This window comes from Actinoplanes sp. NPDC026623, assembly GCF_040638275.1.
Lineage (GTDB): Bacteria > Actinomycetota > Actinomycetes > Mycobacteriales > Micromonosporaceae > Actinoplanes.
In genome coordinates, this window is sequence record NZ_JBEZXZ010000032.1 from 42907 (window position 1) to 61104 (window position 18198).

17 protein-coding genes and 1 tRNA gene are annotated in these 18198 nt (G+C 70.3%); 13 read left to right on the forward strand and 5 right to left on the reverse strand.

The window, feature by feature from the left end; genetic code table 11:
* The first annotated feature begins 3 nt into the window (after window positions 1–3).
* From AB0F10_RS13005 to AB0F10_RS13015, 3 genes are all read left to right on the forward strand, one after another.
* On the forward strand, window positions 4–1812 hold the full coding sequence (locus AB0F10_RS13005) for an ABC-F family ATP-binding cassette domain-containing protein (RefSeq protein ID WP_360623233.1): 1809 nt from the start codon (window positions 4–6) through the stop codon (window positions 1810–1812).
* A gap of 77 nt (window positions 1813–1889) precedes the next feature.
* On the forward strand, window positions 1890–2357 hold the full coding sequence (locus AB0F10_RS13010) for a DUF4383 domain-containing protein (protein ID WP_360623235.1): 468 nt from the start codon (window positions 1890–1892) through the stop codon (window positions 2355–2357).
* Window positions 2357–2815: a DUF4383 domain-containing protein gene (locus AB0F10_RS13015; RefSeq protein ID WP_360623237.1), complete on the forward strand. Its 459-nt coding sequence runs from the start codon at window positions 2357–2359 to the stop codon at window positions 2813–2815. Before AB0F10_RS13010 ends, AB0F10_RS13015 begins: the two co-directional genes overlap by 1 nt.
* A gap of 24 nt (window positions 2816–2839) precedes the next feature.
* On the opposite strand, the gene AB0F10_RS13020 is transcribed toward AB0F10_RS13015, so the two are convergent.
* Together AB0F10_RS13020 and AB0F10_RS13025 are read right to left on the reverse strand one after the other, a co-directional pair.
* Window positions 2840–3439 carry a TetR/AcrR family transcriptional regulator gene (locus AB0F10_RS13020; protein ID WP_360623239.1) on the reverse strand — a complete coding sequence of 200 codons (600 nt, stop codon included), beginning with the start codon at window positions 3437–3439 and terminating at the stop codon, window positions 2840–2842.
* Between the two features lie 196 nt (window positions 3440–3635).
* A complete protein-coding gene (locus tag AB0F10_RS13025) occupies window positions 3636–4598 on the reverse strand; it encodes an acyl-CoA desaturase (protein WP_360623241.1) in 963 nt (320 codons plus the stop codon).
* A gap of 401 nt (window positions 4599–4999) precedes the next feature.
* On the opposite strand from AB0F10_RS13025, the gene AB0F10_RS13030 reads away from it, so the two are divergent.
* The 9 genes from AB0F10_RS13030 (at window position 5000) to cysN (ending at window position 14490) form a co-directional block, all read left to right on the forward strand.
* Window positions 5000–5070: transfer RNA gene (locus AB0F10_RS13030), tRNA-Gln, on the forward strand.
* A 71-nt stretch (window positions 5071–5141) separates the two neighbouring features.
* The gene (gene glmU, locus AB0F10_RS13035; protein ID WP_360623243.1) at window positions 5142–6602 is read left to right on the forward strand and encodes a bifunctional UDP-N-acetylglucosamine diphosphorylase/glucosamine-1-phosphate N-acetyltransferase GlmU; all 1461 of its coding nucleotides are present in this window, start codon (window positions 5142–5144) and stop codon (window positions 6600–6602) included.
* Between the two features lie 186 nt (window positions 6603–6788).
* The gene (locus tag AB0F10_RS13040) at window positions 6789–7769 is read left to right on the forward strand and encodes a ribose-phosphate diphosphokinase (RefSeq protein WP_360623245.1); all 981 of its coding nucleotides are present in this window, start codon (window positions 6789–6791) and stop codon (window positions 7767–7769) included.
* Between the two features lie 313 nt (window positions 7770–8082).
* Window positions 8083–8715 carry a 50S ribosomal protein L25/general stress protein Ctc gene (locus tag AB0F10_RS13045; RefSeq protein WP_360623247.1) on the forward strand — a complete coding sequence of 211 codons (633 nt, stop codon included), beginning with the start codon at window positions 8083–8085 and terminating at the stop codon, window positions 8713–8715.
* A gap of 93 nt (window positions 8716–8808) precedes the next feature.
* On the forward strand, window positions 8809–9399 hold the full coding sequence (pth, locus tag AB0F10_RS13050) for an aminoacyl-tRNA hydrolase (protein ID WP_360623248.1): 591 nt from the start codon (window positions 8809–8811) through the stop codon (window positions 9397–9399).
* Between the two features lie 132 nt (window positions 9400–9531).
* Window positions 9532–11319, forward strand: a complete 1788-nt coding sequence (locus AB0F10_RS13055; RefSeq protein WP_360623250.1) for a sugar transferase — start codon at window positions 9532–9534, stop codon at window positions 11317–11319.
* A 20-nt stretch (window positions 11320–11339) separates the two neighbouring features.
* Window positions 11340–12233, forward strand: a complete 894-nt coding sequence (locus AB0F10_RS13060) for a 3'(2'),5'-bisphosphate nucleotidase CysQ (RefSeq protein ID WP_360623252.1) — start codon at window positions 11340–11342, stop codon at window positions 12231–12233.
* Between the two features lie 47 nt (window positions 12234–12280).
* The gene (gene cysD / locus AB0F10_RS13065) at window positions 12281–13192 is read left to right on the forward strand and encodes a sulfate adenylyltransferase subunit CysD (protein ID WP_360623254.1); all 912 of its coding nucleotides are present in this window, start codon (window positions 12281–12283) and stop codon (window positions 13190–13192) included.
* Window positions 13192–14490 carry a sulfate adenylyltransferase subunit CysN gene (cysN, locus tag AB0F10_RS13070; RefSeq protein ID WP_360623256.1) on the forward strand — a complete coding sequence of 433 codons (1299 nt, stop codon included), beginning with the start codon at window positions 13192–13194 and terminating at the stop codon, window positions 14488–14490. Before cysD ends, cysN begins: the two co-directional genes overlap by 1 nt.
* A gap of 58 nt (window positions 14491–14548) precedes the next feature.
* Here the strand turns inward: cysN and AB0F10_RS13075 are convergent, their stop codons facing one another.
* The 3 genes from AB0F10_RS13075 to galE all read right to left on the reverse strand — a co-directional run bounded on the left by AB0F10_RS13075 (window position 14549) and on the right by galE (window position 16953).
* Entirely contained in the window at window positions 14549–14740 is a 192-nt protein-coding gene (locus AB0F10_RS13075) for a hypothetical protein (RefSeq protein ID WP_360623258.1), read from the reverse strand.
* An 85-nt stretch (window positions 14741–14825) separates the two neighbouring features.
* Window positions 14826–15962, reverse strand: coding sequence for a galactokinase (gene galK, locus AB0F10_RS13080; protein WP_360623260.1), 1137 nt, complete (start codon window positions 15960–15962; stop codon window positions 14826–14828).
* 13 nt (window positions 15963–15975) lie between these two features.
* On the reverse strand, window positions 15976–16953 hold the full coding sequence (galE, locus tag AB0F10_RS13085) for a UDP-glucose 4-epimerase GalE (RefSeq protein WP_360623262.1): 978 nt from the start codon (window positions 16951–16953) through the stop codon (window positions 15976–15978).
* 152 nt (window positions 16954–17105) lie between these two features.
* Between galE and trpS the strand changes: the two genes are divergently transcribed.
* A complete protein-coding gene (trpS, locus tag AB0F10_RS13090) occupies window positions 17106–18131 on the forward strand; it encodes a tryptophan--tRNA ligase (RefSeq protein ID WP_360623264.1) in 1026 nt (341 codons plus the stop codon).
* Window positions 18132–18198: the final 67 nt, after the last annotated feature.

The window sequence follows — 18198 nt, forward strand, 5'->3', positions numbered from 1 at the left end:
ATCGTGGCCAACATCATCAACCTGGACCGGGTGAACAAGGGCTACGGAGCCGCCGGTCAGCTGCTCACCGACGTGTCCCTCGGGCTGGACGACGACGCGCGTCTCGGCATCGTCGGCCTCAACGGGGCGGGCAAGTCCACCCTTCTGCGCCTGCTCGCCAAGATCGAGGAACCCGACTCGGGCCGGGTCACGCACCGCCGTGACCTGCGCGTCGCCGCGCTTCCGCAGACGCTGACGCTCGCGCCCGACGCGACCGTGCGCGATGTTGTGCTGGGCACCGCCTGGCTGCGCGAGGGCATGGGCGCCGAGCACGAATGGGCCGGCGACGCCGGAGTGCGGACCATCCTCGACGGCCTCGGCATGGGCCACCTCGGCCTCGAGACGCCCGTCGGCCCGATGTCCGGCGGTGAGCGCCGCCGGGTCGCGCTGGCCGCGCTGCTGGTCCGCGAGTCCGACCTGCTGATCCTCGACGAGCCCACCAACCACCTCGACGTGGCCGGCGTCGACTGGCTGGCCCGCCATCTGCTGGGCCGCCGCGGCGCGCTCGTCGTCGTCACCCACGACCGCTGGTTCCTCGACGCCGTCTGCACCGCGACCTGGGAGGTCGTGGACGAGCAGGTGCACGCGTACGAGGGTGGCTATGCGGCCTGGACCCTCGCCCGGGCCGAGCGGCTGCGGGTCGCCGCGTCGGTGGAGGCCCGCCGGCAGAACCTGCTCCGCAAGGAGATCGCCTGGCTGCGCCGGGGCCCGCCGGCCCGGACGTCGAAGCCGCAGTTCCGCATCGACGCCGCCAACGCGCTGATCGCCGACGTGCCGCCGGTGCGTGACAAGGTCAGCCTGCAGCGGCTGGCCACCACCCGGCTGGGCAAGCAGGTCTACGACCTCGAGGACGTCACGCTGGTTGCCGGGCCGAAGCCGATCTTCAACGACCTGACCTGGCAGGTCGGTCCGGGTGATCGGATCGCCATCCTGGGCGCCAACGGCGCCGGCAAGACCACGCTGCTGCGGCTGCTCGCCGGGATCACCCGGCCGGACGGCGGGCGGCTGGTGACCGGCTCGACCGTGCGCCCCGCGTTCCTGTCCCAGGAGCTCACCGAGCTGCCCGGGCACCTACGGCTGCTCGAGGCGGTCGAGGAGGTCGCGAAGCGGGTCAAGCTCGGCGACCGCGAGCTCTCGGCCGGCCAGCTGGCGGAGGTGTTCGGCTTCACCGACAAGCGCATCTGGACGCCGGTCAGCGACCTGTCCGGCGGCGAGCGCCGGCGGCTGCAGCTGCTGCGCCTGCTCGCCACCGAGCCGAACGTGCTGCTGCTCGACGAGCCGACCAACGACCTCGACACCGACACGCTCGCGTCGCTCGAGGACCTGCTCGACTCCTGGCCCGGCACGATGATCGTGGCCAGCCACGACCGCTACCTGGTCGAGCGGGTGACCGACACGGCGTTCGGGATGTTCGGCGACGGCCGGCTGGTGCACCTGCCCGGCGGCATCACCGAATACCTGTCCCGGGCCGGGAACCCGGCGGCCCCGCCGCAGACGGCGGCGGCGACGGGCCGGGCTGCGGCCCCTGCCGCGGCCGGGGCCGGCATGTCGGCGGCCGAGCAGCGCACGGCCCGCAAGGATCTCAGCCGGCTCGAGCGGCAGGTCGCCAAGCTGGACGAGCGGATCCTCAAAATCAACGAGCAACTCGCCACCCACGGCAGCGACTACGACAAGGTCATGGAGCTGGACGCCCAGCTCAAGGCCGTGCAGGAGGAACGGGGCCAGGTCGAGGAGGCCTGGCTGGAGCTGGCCGAGCGGGTGCCCGAGGCCTGATCCGGGGGTGCTCCTGCGCGGGTTCCGGCGATGCGCGAGAATCTTGACGACACGAACCGACGTTGGGAACGGACACCATGGCGCACAATCCGGTCAACCACCCGTTGCGGCCGATCTATCGCGCCCTGAGCGCGCTGTCCGGCGCCTACCTCGTGCTGTTCGGGATCTTCGGCGTGATCCAGACGGCCGACGACGGCCTGTTCGGCAACGGTGACGACCGGGTGCTGGGCCAGCACACCAACCTGTTCTGGTCGATCGCCTCGCTGCTGCTCGGCGCGCTCGTGCTGATCGCCTACGCCATCGGCCGCAACGTCGACACCCACGTCGACAAGTACGTGGGCTGGGGCCTGCTGGTGATCGGCAGCTACGGACTGGCCGTGATCCGCACGGACGCCAACTTCCTGAACTTCAGCATCTCCACGGTGGTCGTCACCTACCTGGTCGGGCTGGTGCTCATCATGGCCGGGCTCTACAGCAAGGTCGCACCGGCGGCCGAGGCCGGCGCGCCGCGACAGGAGCGCGAACGCCAGGCACAATCTGCCTGATGTCGCACTATCCGCTCAACCATCATCTGCGCCAGCCTTATCGCTGGCTCACCGCGGTCGCGGGGCTGTATCTCACGCTCTTCGGCGTCATGGGCATCGTGGTCACCTGGGGTGACCCGTTCTTCAACCGCGGCTCCGACTGGGTGCTGGGGCTGCGCACCAACCCGGCGACCGCCTGGCTGTCCACGGTGGCCGGCCTGATCGTCCTGGTCTCGGCCCTGATCGGCGGCAACCTGCACCACCGGGTCAACCTGGTGATGGGCTGGGGCATCATGGCCGCCGCCATGACGATGATGGCGACGATCCAGACCGACGCGAACGTCATGAACGCCTCGATGTCCAACGTCGTCGTGCTGACCGTGCTCGGCCTCCTCATCCTCGTCGGCGGCCTCTACGGCAAGGTCGGCTCGGACGAGGACAGCCGCCGCGAGCACGAGGCGGCCCTGAACCGGGGCTGACCGCCGGCCGCGCGCCCGCCTTCGCTAACGGGGGCGGGTCAGCAGCGTGGGCTTCGGCTCCAGGTGGGACAGGCCGTTCCAGGCCAGATTGACCAGGTGGGCCGCGACCATCTCCTTCTTCGGCTTGCGGGCCTCGCGCCACCACTGGCCGACCAGCGCCACCATGCCCACCAGCGCCTGCGAATAGAGCTCCGCGAACTTCGGGTCGAGCCCACGGGACTTGAACTCCGCGCCGAGGATGTGCTCGACCTGGTGCGCCACGTCGTTCATCACGCTGGAGAAGTTGCCCGCCGGCGAGAGCACAGGGGACTCGCGCACCAGCACCTGGAATCCGTGCGGCTCCTGCTCGATGTAGTCCAGCAGGGCCAGCGCCGCCTGCTCCAGCAGCTCACGCGGGTGCCCGGCGGTCAGCGCCGCCGCGATGCGATCCAGCAGCGAGCGCACCTCGCGGTCCACCACGACGGCGTGCAGCCCCTCCTTGCCGCCGAAGTGCTCGTAGACCACCGGCTTGGAGACCTTGGCGCGGGCCGCGACCTCCTCGACGGAGGTGGCGTCGAAGCCGCGCTCGGCGAAGAGCTGCCGGCCGATCGAGATGAGCTGCTCCCGCCGCTGCGCGGCCGACATGCGTACCCGGGAAGTGGCGGGGGTGGCAGCGCCCCGGCTCGACCGCACGGCCGGTCGTGCACGCCGGCCGCGGGGCTGATCGCCTGTTTCGCTCTGGTCTGTCACCCGGCCATCCTGCCAGCCGGAGTCCGTTCCTACCGTCCCCGGCCGATCGCCACCGCCTTTGATCACGCTGTGCCTTCCGTGGTGCGGCCGGTCAGGCCGGGGAATCCGCCTTTGCCAGCTTGGCGGCGACGCGTTCCGGCTTCGGCCAGCGGACCGAGTCCGCCGCGCCGGTCTTCTCGAAGAGCCAGATGAGCCGGGCCGAGATGTCGATCTGGCCGCGCAGCACGCCGTGCCGGGCGCAGGTCGGGTCGGCGTGGTGCAGGTTGTGCCAGGACTCGCCGAAGGAGACGATCGCCAGCGGCCAGAAGTTGGCGGCCTTGTCGCCGTCGCGCACCTCGAACGGGCGCTCGCCGTACACGTGGCAGACCGAGTTGATCGACCAGGTGATGTGGTGCAGCAGGCCGATGCGCACGATGCCGGCCCAGAAGAACGCGGTGAGCGCGCCCTGCCAGGACATGGTGATCAGGCCGCCGAGCAGCGCCGGGCCCAACGTGGAGACGGCCACCCAGAGCGGGAAGAGCGCGTCGACGCGGCGGATGTCGGGGTCGGCCAGCAGGTCGGGGGCGAAGCGCTCGCGGTTGGACAGTTCGCGCTTGAACAGCCAGCCCAGGTGCGCGTACCAGAGGCCCTTGGTGAGCGCCCAGTAGCCGGTGCCGAAGCGCCACGGCGAGTGCGGGTCACCCTCCAGGTCGGAGAAGGCGTGGTGGCGGCGGTGGTCGGCGACCCACTGGACGATGCCGCCCTCGATCGCCAGCGAGCCGGCGATCGCCAGGGCGACCCGCAGCCAGCGCTTGGCCTTGAAGCTGCCGTGGGTGAAGTAGCGGTGGAAGCCGACGGTGATGCCCAGGCCGGACACGAGGTACCAGACGGTGCCGATCGCGACGTCGGTCCAGGACAGCCAGCCACCCCAGGCGACCGGTACGGCCGCGAACACCGCGAGGAACGGGACGATCACGAAGCCGTAGAGGGCGATCAGGATGCCCCGGCTCTGCGGGCCTTCGGTCAGCGGTTTGGGGCCGGCCGCGGTCGTCTGCCCGGTGAGTACGGAAGTCATGGCACCTCGCAAGGGTGGATACACGGGGGAGAAAAAATCAATAACCTACGCCTACGTCACCGTAACCTACGCCACCGTAAGTTCGCTACGGAGAGTGTCGGAAGTTCGGCCTGACCCGCGTTCTGACCTCGTGCGGTGCGCCCCCGCACCATCGGCGGCGCCGGCGTCAACCTGAAGCGCCCGGTCGCCGTCCGGTCGCCGTCCGGTCGCCGCCGGGGCGGGATTTCCGGCGCGCGACCGGCAAGACGCACAATCCGTCCACCGTTCCCCGCGATGTCGGAGACGCTTGTCCGGGGGCGGTCGAAGTTCTTGAGGGGTGGGATTGCGGTCGAGAACGATTCGATCGAAGAGGTTACGATGTAGCCCGCGAACATAGCCCCGCGGTTATGTCCGCTTTGCCCTCCCGAGTCGTCTAAGGGCAGGACGTCACCCTTTGGTGGTGATTATAGGGGTTCGAATCCTCTCTCGGGAGCTTGTCTGTCCGCGGCTGAGCCGTCGCCGCCGTTCTGCACCAACAGCGATCATGCATAGCCACTGCGATCAATGGAGTCCCGCGTGAGCCAGGCCCAGAGCCGTACCGTTGTCGTTCTCGCCGCCGGTGAGGGCAAGCGGATGAAGTCCGCGACGCCCAAGATGCTGCACCCGCTGCTCGGCCGCACGCTGCTCGGCCACGTCCTGCACGCCGCCGGTGCCGCGGCCGCCTCCCGCACCATCGTGGTCGTCGGCCACAAGGCCGACCAGGTCCGCGCGCACCTCACCGAGATCGCCCCGGGCGCCACCCCGGTGCTGCAGGCCGAGCAGAACGGCACCGGGCACGCGGTCAGGATCGCCCTCGACGCCATTCCGGAGGCCGTCGGCACCGTCGTGGTGCTCAACGCCGATGTGCCGCTGCTGCGCCCCGAGACGGTCGAGGCGCTGGTCGCCGCGCACGAGTCCACCAGCAGGGGCGCCACCGTGCTCGCCGCCGAGGTGCCGGATCCGGCCGGGCTGGGCCGGATCGTGCGCGACGCCGACGGCAACCTCGAGCGCATCGTCGAGGAGCGGGACGCCTCCGCCGAGGAGCGGGCGGTCCGCGAGATCAACGCCGGCATCTACGCCTTCGACGCCGCGCTGCTGCGCGAGGCGCTGGGCAAGCTCTCGTCGGACAACGACCAGGGCGAGGAGTACCTGACCGACGTGTTCGGCCTGCTCGCCGCGGTCGGGCACCCGGTGGGCGTCTACGTGGCCGCCGACGCGCAGGAGACGCTCGGATGCAACGACCGGGCCGAGCTGGCCCGGCTGCGCGCGCTGCTGCGGGACCGGGTCAACACCGCCTGGATGCGGGCCGGCGTCTCGATCCTCGACCCGGCGAGCACCTGGATCGATGTGACCGTGACGCTCGAGCCGGACGCCGTCGTCGATCAGAATTCGCAGCTGCAGGGTTCGACGTCCGTCGCGACGGCAGCGGTGATCGGGCCGGACACCACGCTGATCGACACCGTGGTGGAGGCCGGCGCGACGCTGCTGCGGACGCACTCGATCGGCGCGCAGGTCGGCCCGGACGCCACGGTCGGCCCCTACTCCTTCCTGCGGCCGGGCACCCGGCTGGGTCGCAAGGCGAAGATCGGCGGCTTCGTCGAGGCGAAGAACGCCGAGCTGGGCGCCGGCGCGAAGGTGCCGCACCTGACGTATGTGGGCGACGCGACGATCGGGCCGAAGGCGAACATCGGGGCGGGCACGATCTTCGCGAACTACGACGGGGTCAACAAGCACCACACCGTCGTCGGCGAGGCCGCCTTCGTCGGCAGCGACACCGTGCTGATCGCGCCGGTCGAGATCGGCCCGGGTGCGTACGTGGCCGCGGGCAGCGCCATCCAGAAGGACGTGCCCTCGGGCGACCTGGGTGTCACCCGGGCGCCGCAGCGCAACATCGAGGGATGGACGGTGCGCCAGCGTCCGGGCACCGTCTCGGCGGAGGCCGCCGAGCGGTTCGAGCAGCAGCGCAGCGAGGACGCCGGAGCGTAGGGCCGGGCCGCCCGGACCGAGCCCGGACCGCGCCGCGAGGTGGCGACAAAGTCGAGCGGGACCCACCCGGGTCGGCGCAAGCTGGGGTGAGGCATCCCACGCGCCGGATCCGGCACGTGGCGCCGGGAAAGCGGCGGGTAATACTTCAGGTGACAACCCCTCGATTGCACGGGAGCTGACGAGCCGATGGGCAGCATCGTCGCGGAGAACCGTAAGAGTTTGATGCTTTTCTCCGGCCAGGGCTTCCCGGAGCTGGCGGAGGAGATCGGACAGGTGCTCGGCGTCGCGCCGACCCCGTCCGATTCGTATGAGTTCGCCAATGGCGAGATCTTCGTCAGATTCAAGGACTCGGTGCGGGGCTCGGACGCGTTCGTCGTCCAGTCGGTCACCGAGGGCGTGAACCGATGGGTCATGGAGACCCTGATCATGGTCGACGCGCTGAAGCGCGGGTCGGCGAAGCGCATCACGGTGGTACTGCCGTTCTATCCGTATTCGCGGCAGGACAAGAAGCACCGCGGCCGGGAGCCGATCTCGGCCCGGCTGGTGGCGGACCTGTTGAAGACCGCGGGTGCCGACCGGATCCTCACGGTGGATCTGCACACCGCGCAGATCCAGGGCTTCTTCGACGGCCCGGTGGATCACCTGTTCGCGATGGACATCCTGGCCGAGCACGTGATGCAGAAGTTCGAGGGCCGGCCGATGACGGTCGTGGCGCCGGACTCGGGCCGGGTGCGGGTGGCGGAGCGGTGGACGGACCGGCTGGGCGGCTGCCCGCTGGCATTCATCCACAAGACGCGCGACCCGCTGAAGCCCAATCAGGTGGTGGCGAACCGGGTGGTCGGCGAGGTCGAGGGCCGGGTCTGCCTGATTGTCGACGACATGATCGACACTGGTGGCACCATTACCAAGGCGGCGGACATCCTGTTCGACTCGGGTGCCGCCGACGTGGTGGTCGCCTCCACGCACGCGTTGCTGTCGGATCCGGCGACCGAGCGACTCAAGAACAGCCGGATCAGTGAGCTTGTGGTGACGAACACCTTGCCGCTGCCGCCGGAGAAACAACTGGACAAGATCACTGTGTTGTCGATCGCTCCGCTGCTGGCGCGGGCGATCCGTGAGGTTTTCGACGACGGTTCGGTGACCACGCTGTTCGGTGGCCTGAGCTGATCCTCGGCCCGGCTCCGAGGCGCTCGCAAGGGCGCTGAGCTGGGCATGCAAGTTGCATCTTCCGAGTGAAATTTTCGCGGAGAAGGTGTTCCGACCGGACCCGCCGGTTTACCTGTGAACGCGGCAGGTAAGCTGGTGCGGTTGCCACGGCGAGGGTGCCACGCGGTCTGCTGCAATTTGCGGAGTTCGCTTGAGGCACCGTGATCGACGCGGTGCTCCGGGCCTGTGCCCGCGCGCCCCTTCGCCGAGCGCCGATTGCCCGCAGCACGCTGACTTTCACGCCGCCCGTTCCAACGTTTTCAGGAGTTTCCCCGTGTCCGAGGTAAAGATCAGCGCCGAGCCCCGTACCGAGTTCGGCAAGGGTGGTGCCCGCCGCACGCGCCGGGCCGGCCTCGTGCCCGCCGTGCTGTACGGCCACGGCGAAGCCCCCGTCCACATCGCGCTTCCCGCCCGTGAGTTCGCCGCGGCGATCCGCCACGGCGGCCTCAACCAGGTCTTCACGATCGACGTCGTCGGTGGCACGGGCGCGACCCTCGCCCTGCCGAAGGCGATCCAGCGCGACCCGATCAAGGACACGTACGAGCACGTGGACCTGATCATCGTCAAGCGCGGCGAGAAGGTCCAGGTCGACGTCCCGGTGACGCTGGTCGGCGACGCCGCCCGCAACACCCTGGTCGTCAACGAGTCCAACACGCTGGCCGTGGTCGCCGAGGCGATGCACCTGCCGAGCGGCTTCGAGGTCTCGATCGAGGGCCTGGAGGCCGGCGCGCAGGTCACCGCCGGCGACGTGACGCTGCCGAAGGGCACCGAGCTGGCCGTCGAGCCCGACTTCGTGCTCGCGATCGTCTCCGCGGCGCAGACCGCCGAGCAGCTCGAGGGCGACACCGGCGAGGCCGCCGAGGCCGCGGCCGCCGAGACCGAGGCCCCCGCGGAACCCGCTTCCTGACCCGAAGAACCGCGATCTGCAGGGAAAGTGCCGACCGGCACTTTCCCTCTTTTCGTAGGTAGTGGTCCGAGGGCTGACTGAGGAGGCTCGGCAATGACCGACGACGCACCGTGGCTGGTGGTCGGCCTGGGCAACCCCGGGCGGGAGTACGCGGGCAACCGCCACAACGTGGGCTTCATGGTGGCCGACCTGCTGGCCTCGCGGATCGGCGGCAAGCTGGGCCGGCACAAGCGCGCGGTGGCGGAGGTGGCCGAGGGCCGGCTGGGTTTCGGCGGCCCGAAGCTGATCCTGGCCAAGCCGCTGACCTTCATGAACCTGGCGGGCGCCCCGGTGGCGGCGCTGAGCCAGTTCTTCAAGGTGCCGGTGGAGCACGTGATCGCCGTGCATGACGAGCTCGACGTGCCCTACGGGCAGGTGCGCGCGAAGCGCGGGGGCGGCGAGGGCGGCCACAACGGGCTGCGCTCGATGTCGAGATCCCTGGGCAGCAAGGAGTACGCGCGGGTCCGCGTCGGCATCGGCCGGCCGCCGGGGCGGCAGGACCCGGCGGACTACGTGCTCTCGGACTTCTCCGGCGCGGAGCGCAAGGAGCTGGACTTCCTGGTCGACCGGGCCGCCGACGTGGTGGAGGCGGTCGTGCTCGAGGGCGTGGAGTGGGCGCAGAACAAATACCACGGAAGCTTATGAAATGCTGACAAACGGATAGATCCTTTCATCCGTCTTGTCCGCCTTTTGATCCCGTGACGCCACCCGGTTTGGCGCGTTGGTCACGTAGTGCACCGAAACGGTGCAAACACGTGCAGCGCGGGGGAGGTTCGGGTGCGACAGGACCTGTCCGAGGACCACGAGGCGGCGCTGGGCGAGCCGACGGTACTGCTGCCGACGGTGCAGGTACGCGAGGCCCAGCCGGCGGAGCAACTCCCGGACAGCTACGGTCCGGCCAACCATCCGCCCGCCAACCAGGGCCCGCACGCGCACCGGCCGTTGCCGAACCGGTCCCGCAACGTCAGGACCGTGCTGCCGACCCGGCTCGGCGGCGACGTCATCGACAACGCCCCGCCGCTGGCCGGCGCGGGCGGGCTCGTCCCGGCCGAGCAGGCCCGGAACCGGGCCGTCGAGCGGCACTGGTCGCCCGAGCCCAACCGGTCGTCCGCCGCCCGCCCGGCCACCCGGCCCTTCGTCCGGGTACGCGGCCGGCACGCGGCGATGTCCCGGCGGCAGTGCTGGGAGCGGCGGTACGTGCGCACCCTGGTGGTGTCCGACCTGCTGGCGGGGATCGCCGCGGGCGGGGTGACGTTCGGGCTGCGCTTCGGCGACGAGGTGACCACCTACAACCGCTCGTACCTGCTGCTGTCGGCGTTTCTGCCGGTGGTGCTGCTCGCGGTGCTGGTGGTGAGCCGGGCGTACGAGCGCCGGTTCCTGTTCGTCGGCACCGACGAGTACCAGCGGGTGCTCCGCGGCGGGGTGGGGCTGATCGCGGGGGTGGCCGTCTTCTCGTACGCGCTCGATCTTGACCTTGCGCGCTCCTACGTCCTGGTGGCGCTGCCGACGGCGATCGGCGCGGCCGTGGTGCTGCGGTTCGCCCTGCGCAAGCGGCTGCACCTGTCCCGGGCGCGGGGCGAGAGCCTGCGCCGGGTGCTGGTGGTCGGGCACGAGTTGTCGGTCATCGCGACCGCCCGCCAGCTGCGCCGGGAGAAGTATCACGGCCTGGAGGTGGTGGGCGCGTGCCTGCCGGCGGGCCACGACGGCGTGATCGACCTGCCGGTCTTCGGCACCTTCGAGGACGTCGCGAGCGCGGTCGACCTCGCCGACGCGGACACCGTGGTCGTGCTGAGCTGCCCGGAACTGGACGGCATCGCGCTGCGCCGGCTGGCGTGGCGACTCGAGCGCGACGAGGTCGACCTGGTCGTCGCCAGCGCGCTCGTCGACGTGGCCGGCGCGCGCACCACGATCCGGCCGTTCGACGGCCTGCCGATGCTGCACGTCGAGCACCCGCGGCTGCACGGCGGGGCGCGCATCGTGAAGGACCTCGTCGATCGCTTCGGTGCCCTGGCCTTGCTGATCCTATTCGGCCCGCTGCTGTTGGGCGTCGCACTCTGCGTCCGGTTGACATCACGCGGGCCGGTACTCTTTCGACAGGTGCGGGTCGGGCGTGACGGGTCCGAGTTCCGCATTTTCAAGTTCCGCAGCATGTACGTCGATGCCGAGGCCCGGCTGGCCGAGCTCCGGCATCTCAACGAGCACGACGGTGTGCTCTTCAAAATTCGTGACGATCCGCGCGTGACCCCGGTGGGCCGGTGGCTGCGCAGGCTCTCGCTCGACGAACTCCCCCAGCTGCTCAACGTCGTCTCCGGACGGATGTCGCTGGTCGGCCCGCGGCCGCCGCTGCCCTCGGAGGTGGCCGCCTACGCCGACGACGTGCGCCGCAGGCTTGCGGTCAAGCCGGGCATGACGGGCCTTTGGCAGGTTTCCGGGCGATCGGACCTGCCCTGGGAGGAGGCGGTCAGGCTGGACCTGCGCTATGTGGAGAACTGGTCGCTCAGTTTGGACCTGGTGATCCTTTTGCGGACCATGACGGCGGTCATCCGCTCCTCCGGAGCGTACTGACGACTATGAGAGGCGAGACGATGGGCGAGCAGACGAGGACGTCGGCGCGCGTTACCGGTCAGCGGGACCCCGTCGCCGACGGCGGGACGCCGCCGGTCATCGACGCGGCGTTCGCGCGCTGGCTGGCGGACCGCGCCGGCCAGGTGCTGCTCGGCGTCCGCGAGGAGATGGGGTACGCGGACGGCGCGGCCCTCAAGGCCGCCGGTGACAAGGCCGCGCACGAACTGCTGCGGACCGAGCTCGCCCGCTGGCGCCCCGCCGACGCCGTGCTGTCGGAGGAGGACGACCACTCCCGCATCGCGTGGCAGAGCGGCGAGCACGCCGTGCGTCCCGACCGGCTCGACGCCTCCCGGGTCTGGATCGTCGACCCGCTCGACGGCACCCGGGAGTTCTCCGAGGAGGGCCGCACCGACTGGGCCGTGCACGTGGCGCTCTGGACCGCCGACTGCTCGCGCCCGAGCTGCCTGTCCGCGGGCGCCGTCGCGATGCCGGCCCGGCACCGGACGCTCGCCACCGATCTGCCGCCCGCGTACCCGCCGCTGCCGCTGGAGGCCGCGACCGGCGGGCCGATCCGGATCGCCGCCAGCCGCACCCGGCCGCCGGCCTTCGTCACCGCGCTCGCCGAGGACATCGGCGCCGAGCTGGTGCCGATGGGTTCGGCCGGGGTGAAGATCGCCGCGGTGATCAACGGCGACGCCGACGCATACATCCACGCGGGCGGGCAATACGAATGGGACAGCGCCGCCCCGGTGGCTGTGGCGTCGGCCACGGGCCTGCATGCTTCCCGAATCGACGGGACTGCGCTGAAATACAACCAGGCCGATCCGAAGTTGCCGGATCTGGTGGTCTGCCGTAAGGACCTCGCTCCCCGTTTGCTTGCAGCGTTGCAGCGTCATCTCCCGTCCGTAACCTGACCCCCGCGCAAACAGCTCGGCCGACACCCGAAAGGTCTGGGGAACCGATGAGCCAGACAAAGCCCTATCGCGTCTCGCATCTCGACGCTCTCGAAGCCGAGAGCGTCTTCGTCATGCGAGAGGTCATGGCGGAGTTCGAGCGGCCCGTGCTGCTCTTCTCCGGTGGCAAGGACTCGATCGTCATGCTGCGCCTCGCGGAGAAGGCGTTCGCGCCGGCGCGCATACCGTTCCCGGTGATGCACATCGATACCGGCCACAACTTCCCCGAGGTTCTGGAATACCGCGACACCCGGGTCACCGAGCTCGGCCTGAACCTGGTCGTCGCCAGCGTGCAGGAGGCCATCGACTCCGGCCTGGTCCGCGAGCTGCCCGACGGCACCCGCAACCGGATCCAGACCCCGGTGCTGCTCGCGGCGGTGGAGAAATACCGCTTCGACGCGCTCTTCGGCGGCGCCCGCCGCGACGAGGAGAAGGCCCGGGCCAAGGAGCGGATGTTCAGCTTCCGCGACGAGTTCGGCCAGTGGGACCCCAAGAACCAGCGCCCGGAGCTGTGGTCGCTGTACAACGGCCGGCACCACCCCGGCGAGTCGATCCGCGTGTTCCCGCTCTCGAACTGGACCGAGCTGGACGTGTGGCACTACATCGCCAAGGAACGGCTCTCACTGCCGAGCATCTACTACGCGCACGACCGCGAGGTCGTCGAGCGCGACGGGATGTTCTACGCGGTCAACGAGTTCATCGTCCCCCGGGCCGGCGAGACCGTCGAGACCCGCACCGTGCGCTACCGCACGGTCGGCGACGCGTCCCAGACCGCCGCCGTGCTCTCCGAGGCCGACACGGTCGAGAAGGTCATCGACGAGGTGGCGGCGACCCGGATCACCGAGCGCGGCGCCACCCGGGGCGACGACAAGGTCAGCGAGGCCGCGATGGAAGACCGCAAGCGGGAAGGCTACTTCTGATGAGTCAGGCAGTTCTGGAGTCCGACGAGGCTGCCGCCCGCAGCATGGACCTGCTGCGGTTCGCCACCGCCGGCAGCGTCGACGACGGCAAGTCGACCCTGATCGGCCGGCTGCTCTACGACACCAAGTCGCTCTTCTCCGACCAGCTCGAGGCGGTGGAGGCGGTCAGCGCGGCGCGCGGCGACGAATACACCAACCTGGCGCTGCTCACCGACGGGCTGCGCGCGGAGCGCGAACAGGGCATCACGATCGACGTGGCGTACCGCTACTTCGCCACGCCGCGGCGCAAGTTCATCATCGCCGACACCCCGGGGCACATCCAGTACACCCGGAACATGGTCACCGGCGCCTCGACCGCCGACCTCGCGCTGATCCTGGTCGACGCCCGCAAGGGCCTGGTCGAGCAGTCCCGCCGGCACGCGTTCCTCACCTCGCTGCTGCGGGTGCCGCACCTGGTGCTCTGCATCAACAAGATGGACCTGGTCGACTGGGACCGCGAGGTCTACGAGAAGATCGCTGACGAGTTCACCTCGTTCGCGGCCAAGCTCGAGATCACCGACCTGACCATCATCCCGGTCTCGGCGCTCGAGGGCGACAACATCGCCTCCCGCTCCGACAAGAGCCCCTGGTACGAGGGCCCGTCGCTGCTGCACCACCTCGAGCACGTGCACATCGCCTCGGACCGCAACCTGGTCGACGTGCGCTTCCCGGTGCAGTACGTGATCCGGCCGCAGTCCACCGTCGTCACCGACTACCGCGGCTACGCGGGCCAGGTCGCCTCGGGCGTGCTCAAGCCCGGCGACGAGGTGATGGTGCTGCCGTCCGGCATGACCAGCAAGATCGCGGGGATCGACACCGCGGACGGCCCGGTCGACGAGGCGTTCCCGCCGATGTCGGTGACGGTCCGGCTCACCGACGAGATCGACATCTCGCGCGGCGACATGATCTGCCGGCCGCACAACGCGCCGGCGGTCGCTCAGGACGTCGAGGCGATGGTCTGCTGGATGGACGAGACGGCACCGCTGCGGGTGGGCGCGAAATACACGATCAAGCACACCACCCGTACGGCCCGCGCGGTGGTCCGCGGCCTGCAGTACCGGCTCGACGTGAACACGCTGCACCGCGACGAGAGCGCGCCGCAGCTGGGCCTGAACGAGATCGGCCGGATCAAGCTGCGCACCACGGTCCCGCTGCTCGCCGACGAGTACCGCCGCAACCGCACGACGGGCGGCTTCATCCTGATCGACGAGGCGACCAACCGCACGGTCGGCGCCGGAATGATCATCGAGGCCCAGTAGGCCGGCGCGAACACCCCGCCCCGGTGCCGCCGCAGGGCCGCACCGGGCGGGGAGATCGTCAGCCGGCGTCGTCCTCGTGCGGCGCCACGGCCTCCTCCAGGGCATCGGACAATGTGCCGGTGAGATCCCCCGCGGGGATCGCGATGCTCTCGCCGTCGACCGGCGTAAGGTCCGGCGCGGGCTCCGGGCCCGTCGCCGCACCCGAGAAGCCGAACTCGTTCGGCTCGTTGGACTCGGGCTCCACAGTCATGGTGAACCTCCAAGCGTGCTCACCCCCGGAATACCCCGCACCGCGACTCTGACACCCGCCGGGCCGCGGTGATCGACAGGGTTTCTCAGGGCAGGCGGCACGCGCCCGGGCCGGGCGTGGCGGACCACATCGTCGGCGCGGTGAAGCCGCTCTTCGCGTAGGCGGCGGCCACGGCCGCGGTGACGCGCTCCGCCTCGCCCACGTCGATCAGGGCCAGGACGCAGCCGCCGAAGCCGCCGCCGGTCATCCGGGCCCCGTACGCGCCCGCGGCCAGGGACGCCAGCACCGCAACGTCCACCTCCGGAACCGTGATCTCGAAGTCATCGCGCATCGACGCGTGCGACGCCGTCATCAGCGGCCCGATCTCCCGGATCCGTCCCGCGCGCAGCAGGCCGACCGTGTCCAGCACCCGCTGGTTCTCGGTGACGATGTGCCGGACCCGGCGCCGCATCACCTCGTCGTCCAGCTTGATCAGCGCCTCGTCCAGGTCGGCGGGGCTCACGTCGCGCAGGGCGGGCACGCCGAGGATCCGCGCCGCCTCCTCGCACGACTTGCGCCGGGCGCCGTACTCGCCGTCGACGTGCTGGTGCGGCGCGTTGCTGTTGATGATCAGGATGGCCAGGCCGGCGTCCGCCAGGTCGAACGGGATCTGCTCGACCTCTAGCGATCGGCAGTCCAGGAACAGCGCCCTGCCCTGCTCGCAGCGGATGGAGGCCGACTGGTCCATGATCCCGGTCGGCGCGCCGACGTAGACGTTCTCCGCCCGCTGCGCGAGCGCCGGGCGCGCCGCCACCGGCAGGTCGAGCCCGCCGAGGTCCACCAGCGCCGTGAGCACCGCCGACTCCAGCGCCGCCGAGGAGGAGACGCCCGCGCCGACCGGCACGTCCGAGGAGAGCGCGATGCGGGCCGGCGGCACGTCGAAGCCCGCGTCGTGCAGGGCCCAGACCACCCCGGCCACGTACGCCGCCCAGCCCTCGACCGCGCCGATCTCGGTGGACGTGAAGGTGACGGGGTCGGGCGCGAAGTCCGAGCACACCGTCCAGCCCGGCTCGCTCGACGGTCCGGCGGCGGCGACCACCCGCTGCCGCAGGGCGAACGGCAGCACGAATCCGTCGTTGTAGTCGGTGTGCTCGCCGATCAGGTTGACCCGGCCGGGCGCCGCCCAACGGCCGGTGGGCTCGCTACCGAACGCGGTGACGAAGGCTGTGGAGGCGTCAGTCATGGCGACGATCAGATCACGCGACGTGGCTGCGGTAGAAGGCCCAGGCATCGCCGATCATGTCGTTCAGGGTGTTCCTCTCCGGCACCCAGCCGAGCTCGTCGCGGGCCCGCTGCGACGACGCCACCAGGGTGGCCGGGTCGCCGTCGCGCCGCGGCGCGACCTCGACCGGCAGGTCCGCGCCGGTAACCGCGCGGGCGGCCTCGACGACCTGGCGGTTGGAGAAGCCGTTGCCGTTGCCGAGGTTGTAGATCCGGTGCTCGCCGCCGGTGGCCGCGTCGAGCGCCAGCAGGTGGGCCCGGGCCAGGTCCTGCACGTGGATGTAGTCGCGCACGCAGGTGCCGTCGACCGTGGGGTAGTCGTCGCCGAAGAGCTGCAGCTTGTCGCGCTTGCCCGCGGCGACCTGCAGGGCGATCGGGATGAGGTGGGTCTCCGGGTCGTGCCGCTCGCCGATGGCGGTGCCGTCGGGGCGGATCAGCGCGCCGGCCACGTTGAAGTAGCGCAGCGAGACCGCGGCGAGGCCGTGCGCGAACGTCTCCGAGGTGAGCGCGTGGTCGAAGGCGAGCTTGGTCGCACCGTACGTGTTGGTCGGCGCCTTGATCGCACTCTCGGTGATCGGCAGCTCGATAGGGTTGCCGTAGACGGCGGCGGTGGAGGAGAAGACGAGCCGGGGCACCCGGGCGGCCCGGACGGCGTCGAGCAGGGCCAGCGAGCGGACCACGTTGTGATCCCAGTAGAGCTCGGGCCTGGCCATGGACTCGCCGGCGGCGATCAGGCCCGCGAAGTGCAGCACGGCGTCGAAGCCGGCGTCCGGGGTGAGCACGTCACCGGCGTCGCGGATGTCGGCCTGCACGAAGGTGGCGTCGGGTGCGACCGCTTCCCGGAAGCCGGTGCTGAGGTTGTCCAGGACGGTGACCTCGTGCCCGGCGTCGAGCAGCAGGCGGCTGGTGACGCTGCCGACGTAGCCGGCGCCTCCCGTGACGAGCAGTTTCACGTCGTGACCCTTCGTAGCGCGTGCTTGACGGATGCGAGAACTCTAGCTTAGCTTTCCACCAAGAACGATCATAAGTCAACAGATTCAAACATCAGACAATGGGCAGCCGGGCGTTTGACGGAAAGCCGGCCGAGACTGACACAATGGCGCTCATGTCCGACGCCGACCACCGTCCTCGGGTGCTCTCCGGCATCCAGCCGACTGCCGACTCCTTCCACCTCGGCAACTATCTGGGTGCGGTCCGGAACTGGGTCGCGATGCAGGAGACCGCCGACGCCTTCTACTGCGTCGTCGACCTGCATGCCATCACCGTGGGCCATGATCCAGTTGCCCTCCGCAATCGCACCCGGCTTTCGGTGGCGCAGCTGCTCGCCATGGGGCTCGACCCCGAGCGCTGCACCCTGTTCGTGCAGTCGCACGTGCCCGAGCACGCCCAGCTCGCCTGGGTGCTGAGCTGCATCACCGGCTTCGGCGAGGCCGGCCGGATGGTCCAGTTCAAGGACAAGTCGGCGAAGCAGGGCTCCGACACCACCAGCGTCGGGCTGTTCACCTACCCGATCCTGCAGGCGGCGGACATCCTGCTCTACCAGGCCGACGCCGTGCCGGTCGGCGAGGACCAGCGCCAGCACCTCGAGCTCACCCGCGACCTGGCGCAGCGCTTCAACACCCGTTTCGGCCAGACGTTCACCGTGCCGTCGGCGCACATCGTGCGCGACACCGCGAAGATCACCGACCTGCAGGACCCGACGTCGAAGATGTCGAAGTCCGCGTCGTCGCCGAACGGCATCATCGAGCTGCTCGAGGAGCCGGCCCGCTCGGCCAAGAAGATCAAGTCGGCGGTCACCGACACCGGCCGCGAGATCCTCTACGACGAGGAGAACAAGCCCGGCATCAGCAACCTGCTGACCATCTACGCCGCGCTGACCAGCCGGACCATAGACGAATTGCTCGAGCAGTACGACGGCCGCGGCTACGGCGACCTCAAGAAGGACCTCGCCGAGATCGTGGTCGAGTTCGTCAAGCCGATCCAGGAGCGCACCCGCACCTACCTCGAGGACCCGGGCTACCTGGACAAGATCCTCGCGGTCGGCGCGGACAAGGCGCGCGCCGTCTCGGCGGTCACGCTGACGCGCGCCTACCAGCACATCGGCTTCCTCAGCCCCTCGCGCGGGGCCTGACCCAGGTGGCCGAGAGCACGACGCGCATCGGCGTCGCGATCGACATCCCCGAGCCGTGGGGCTCGGA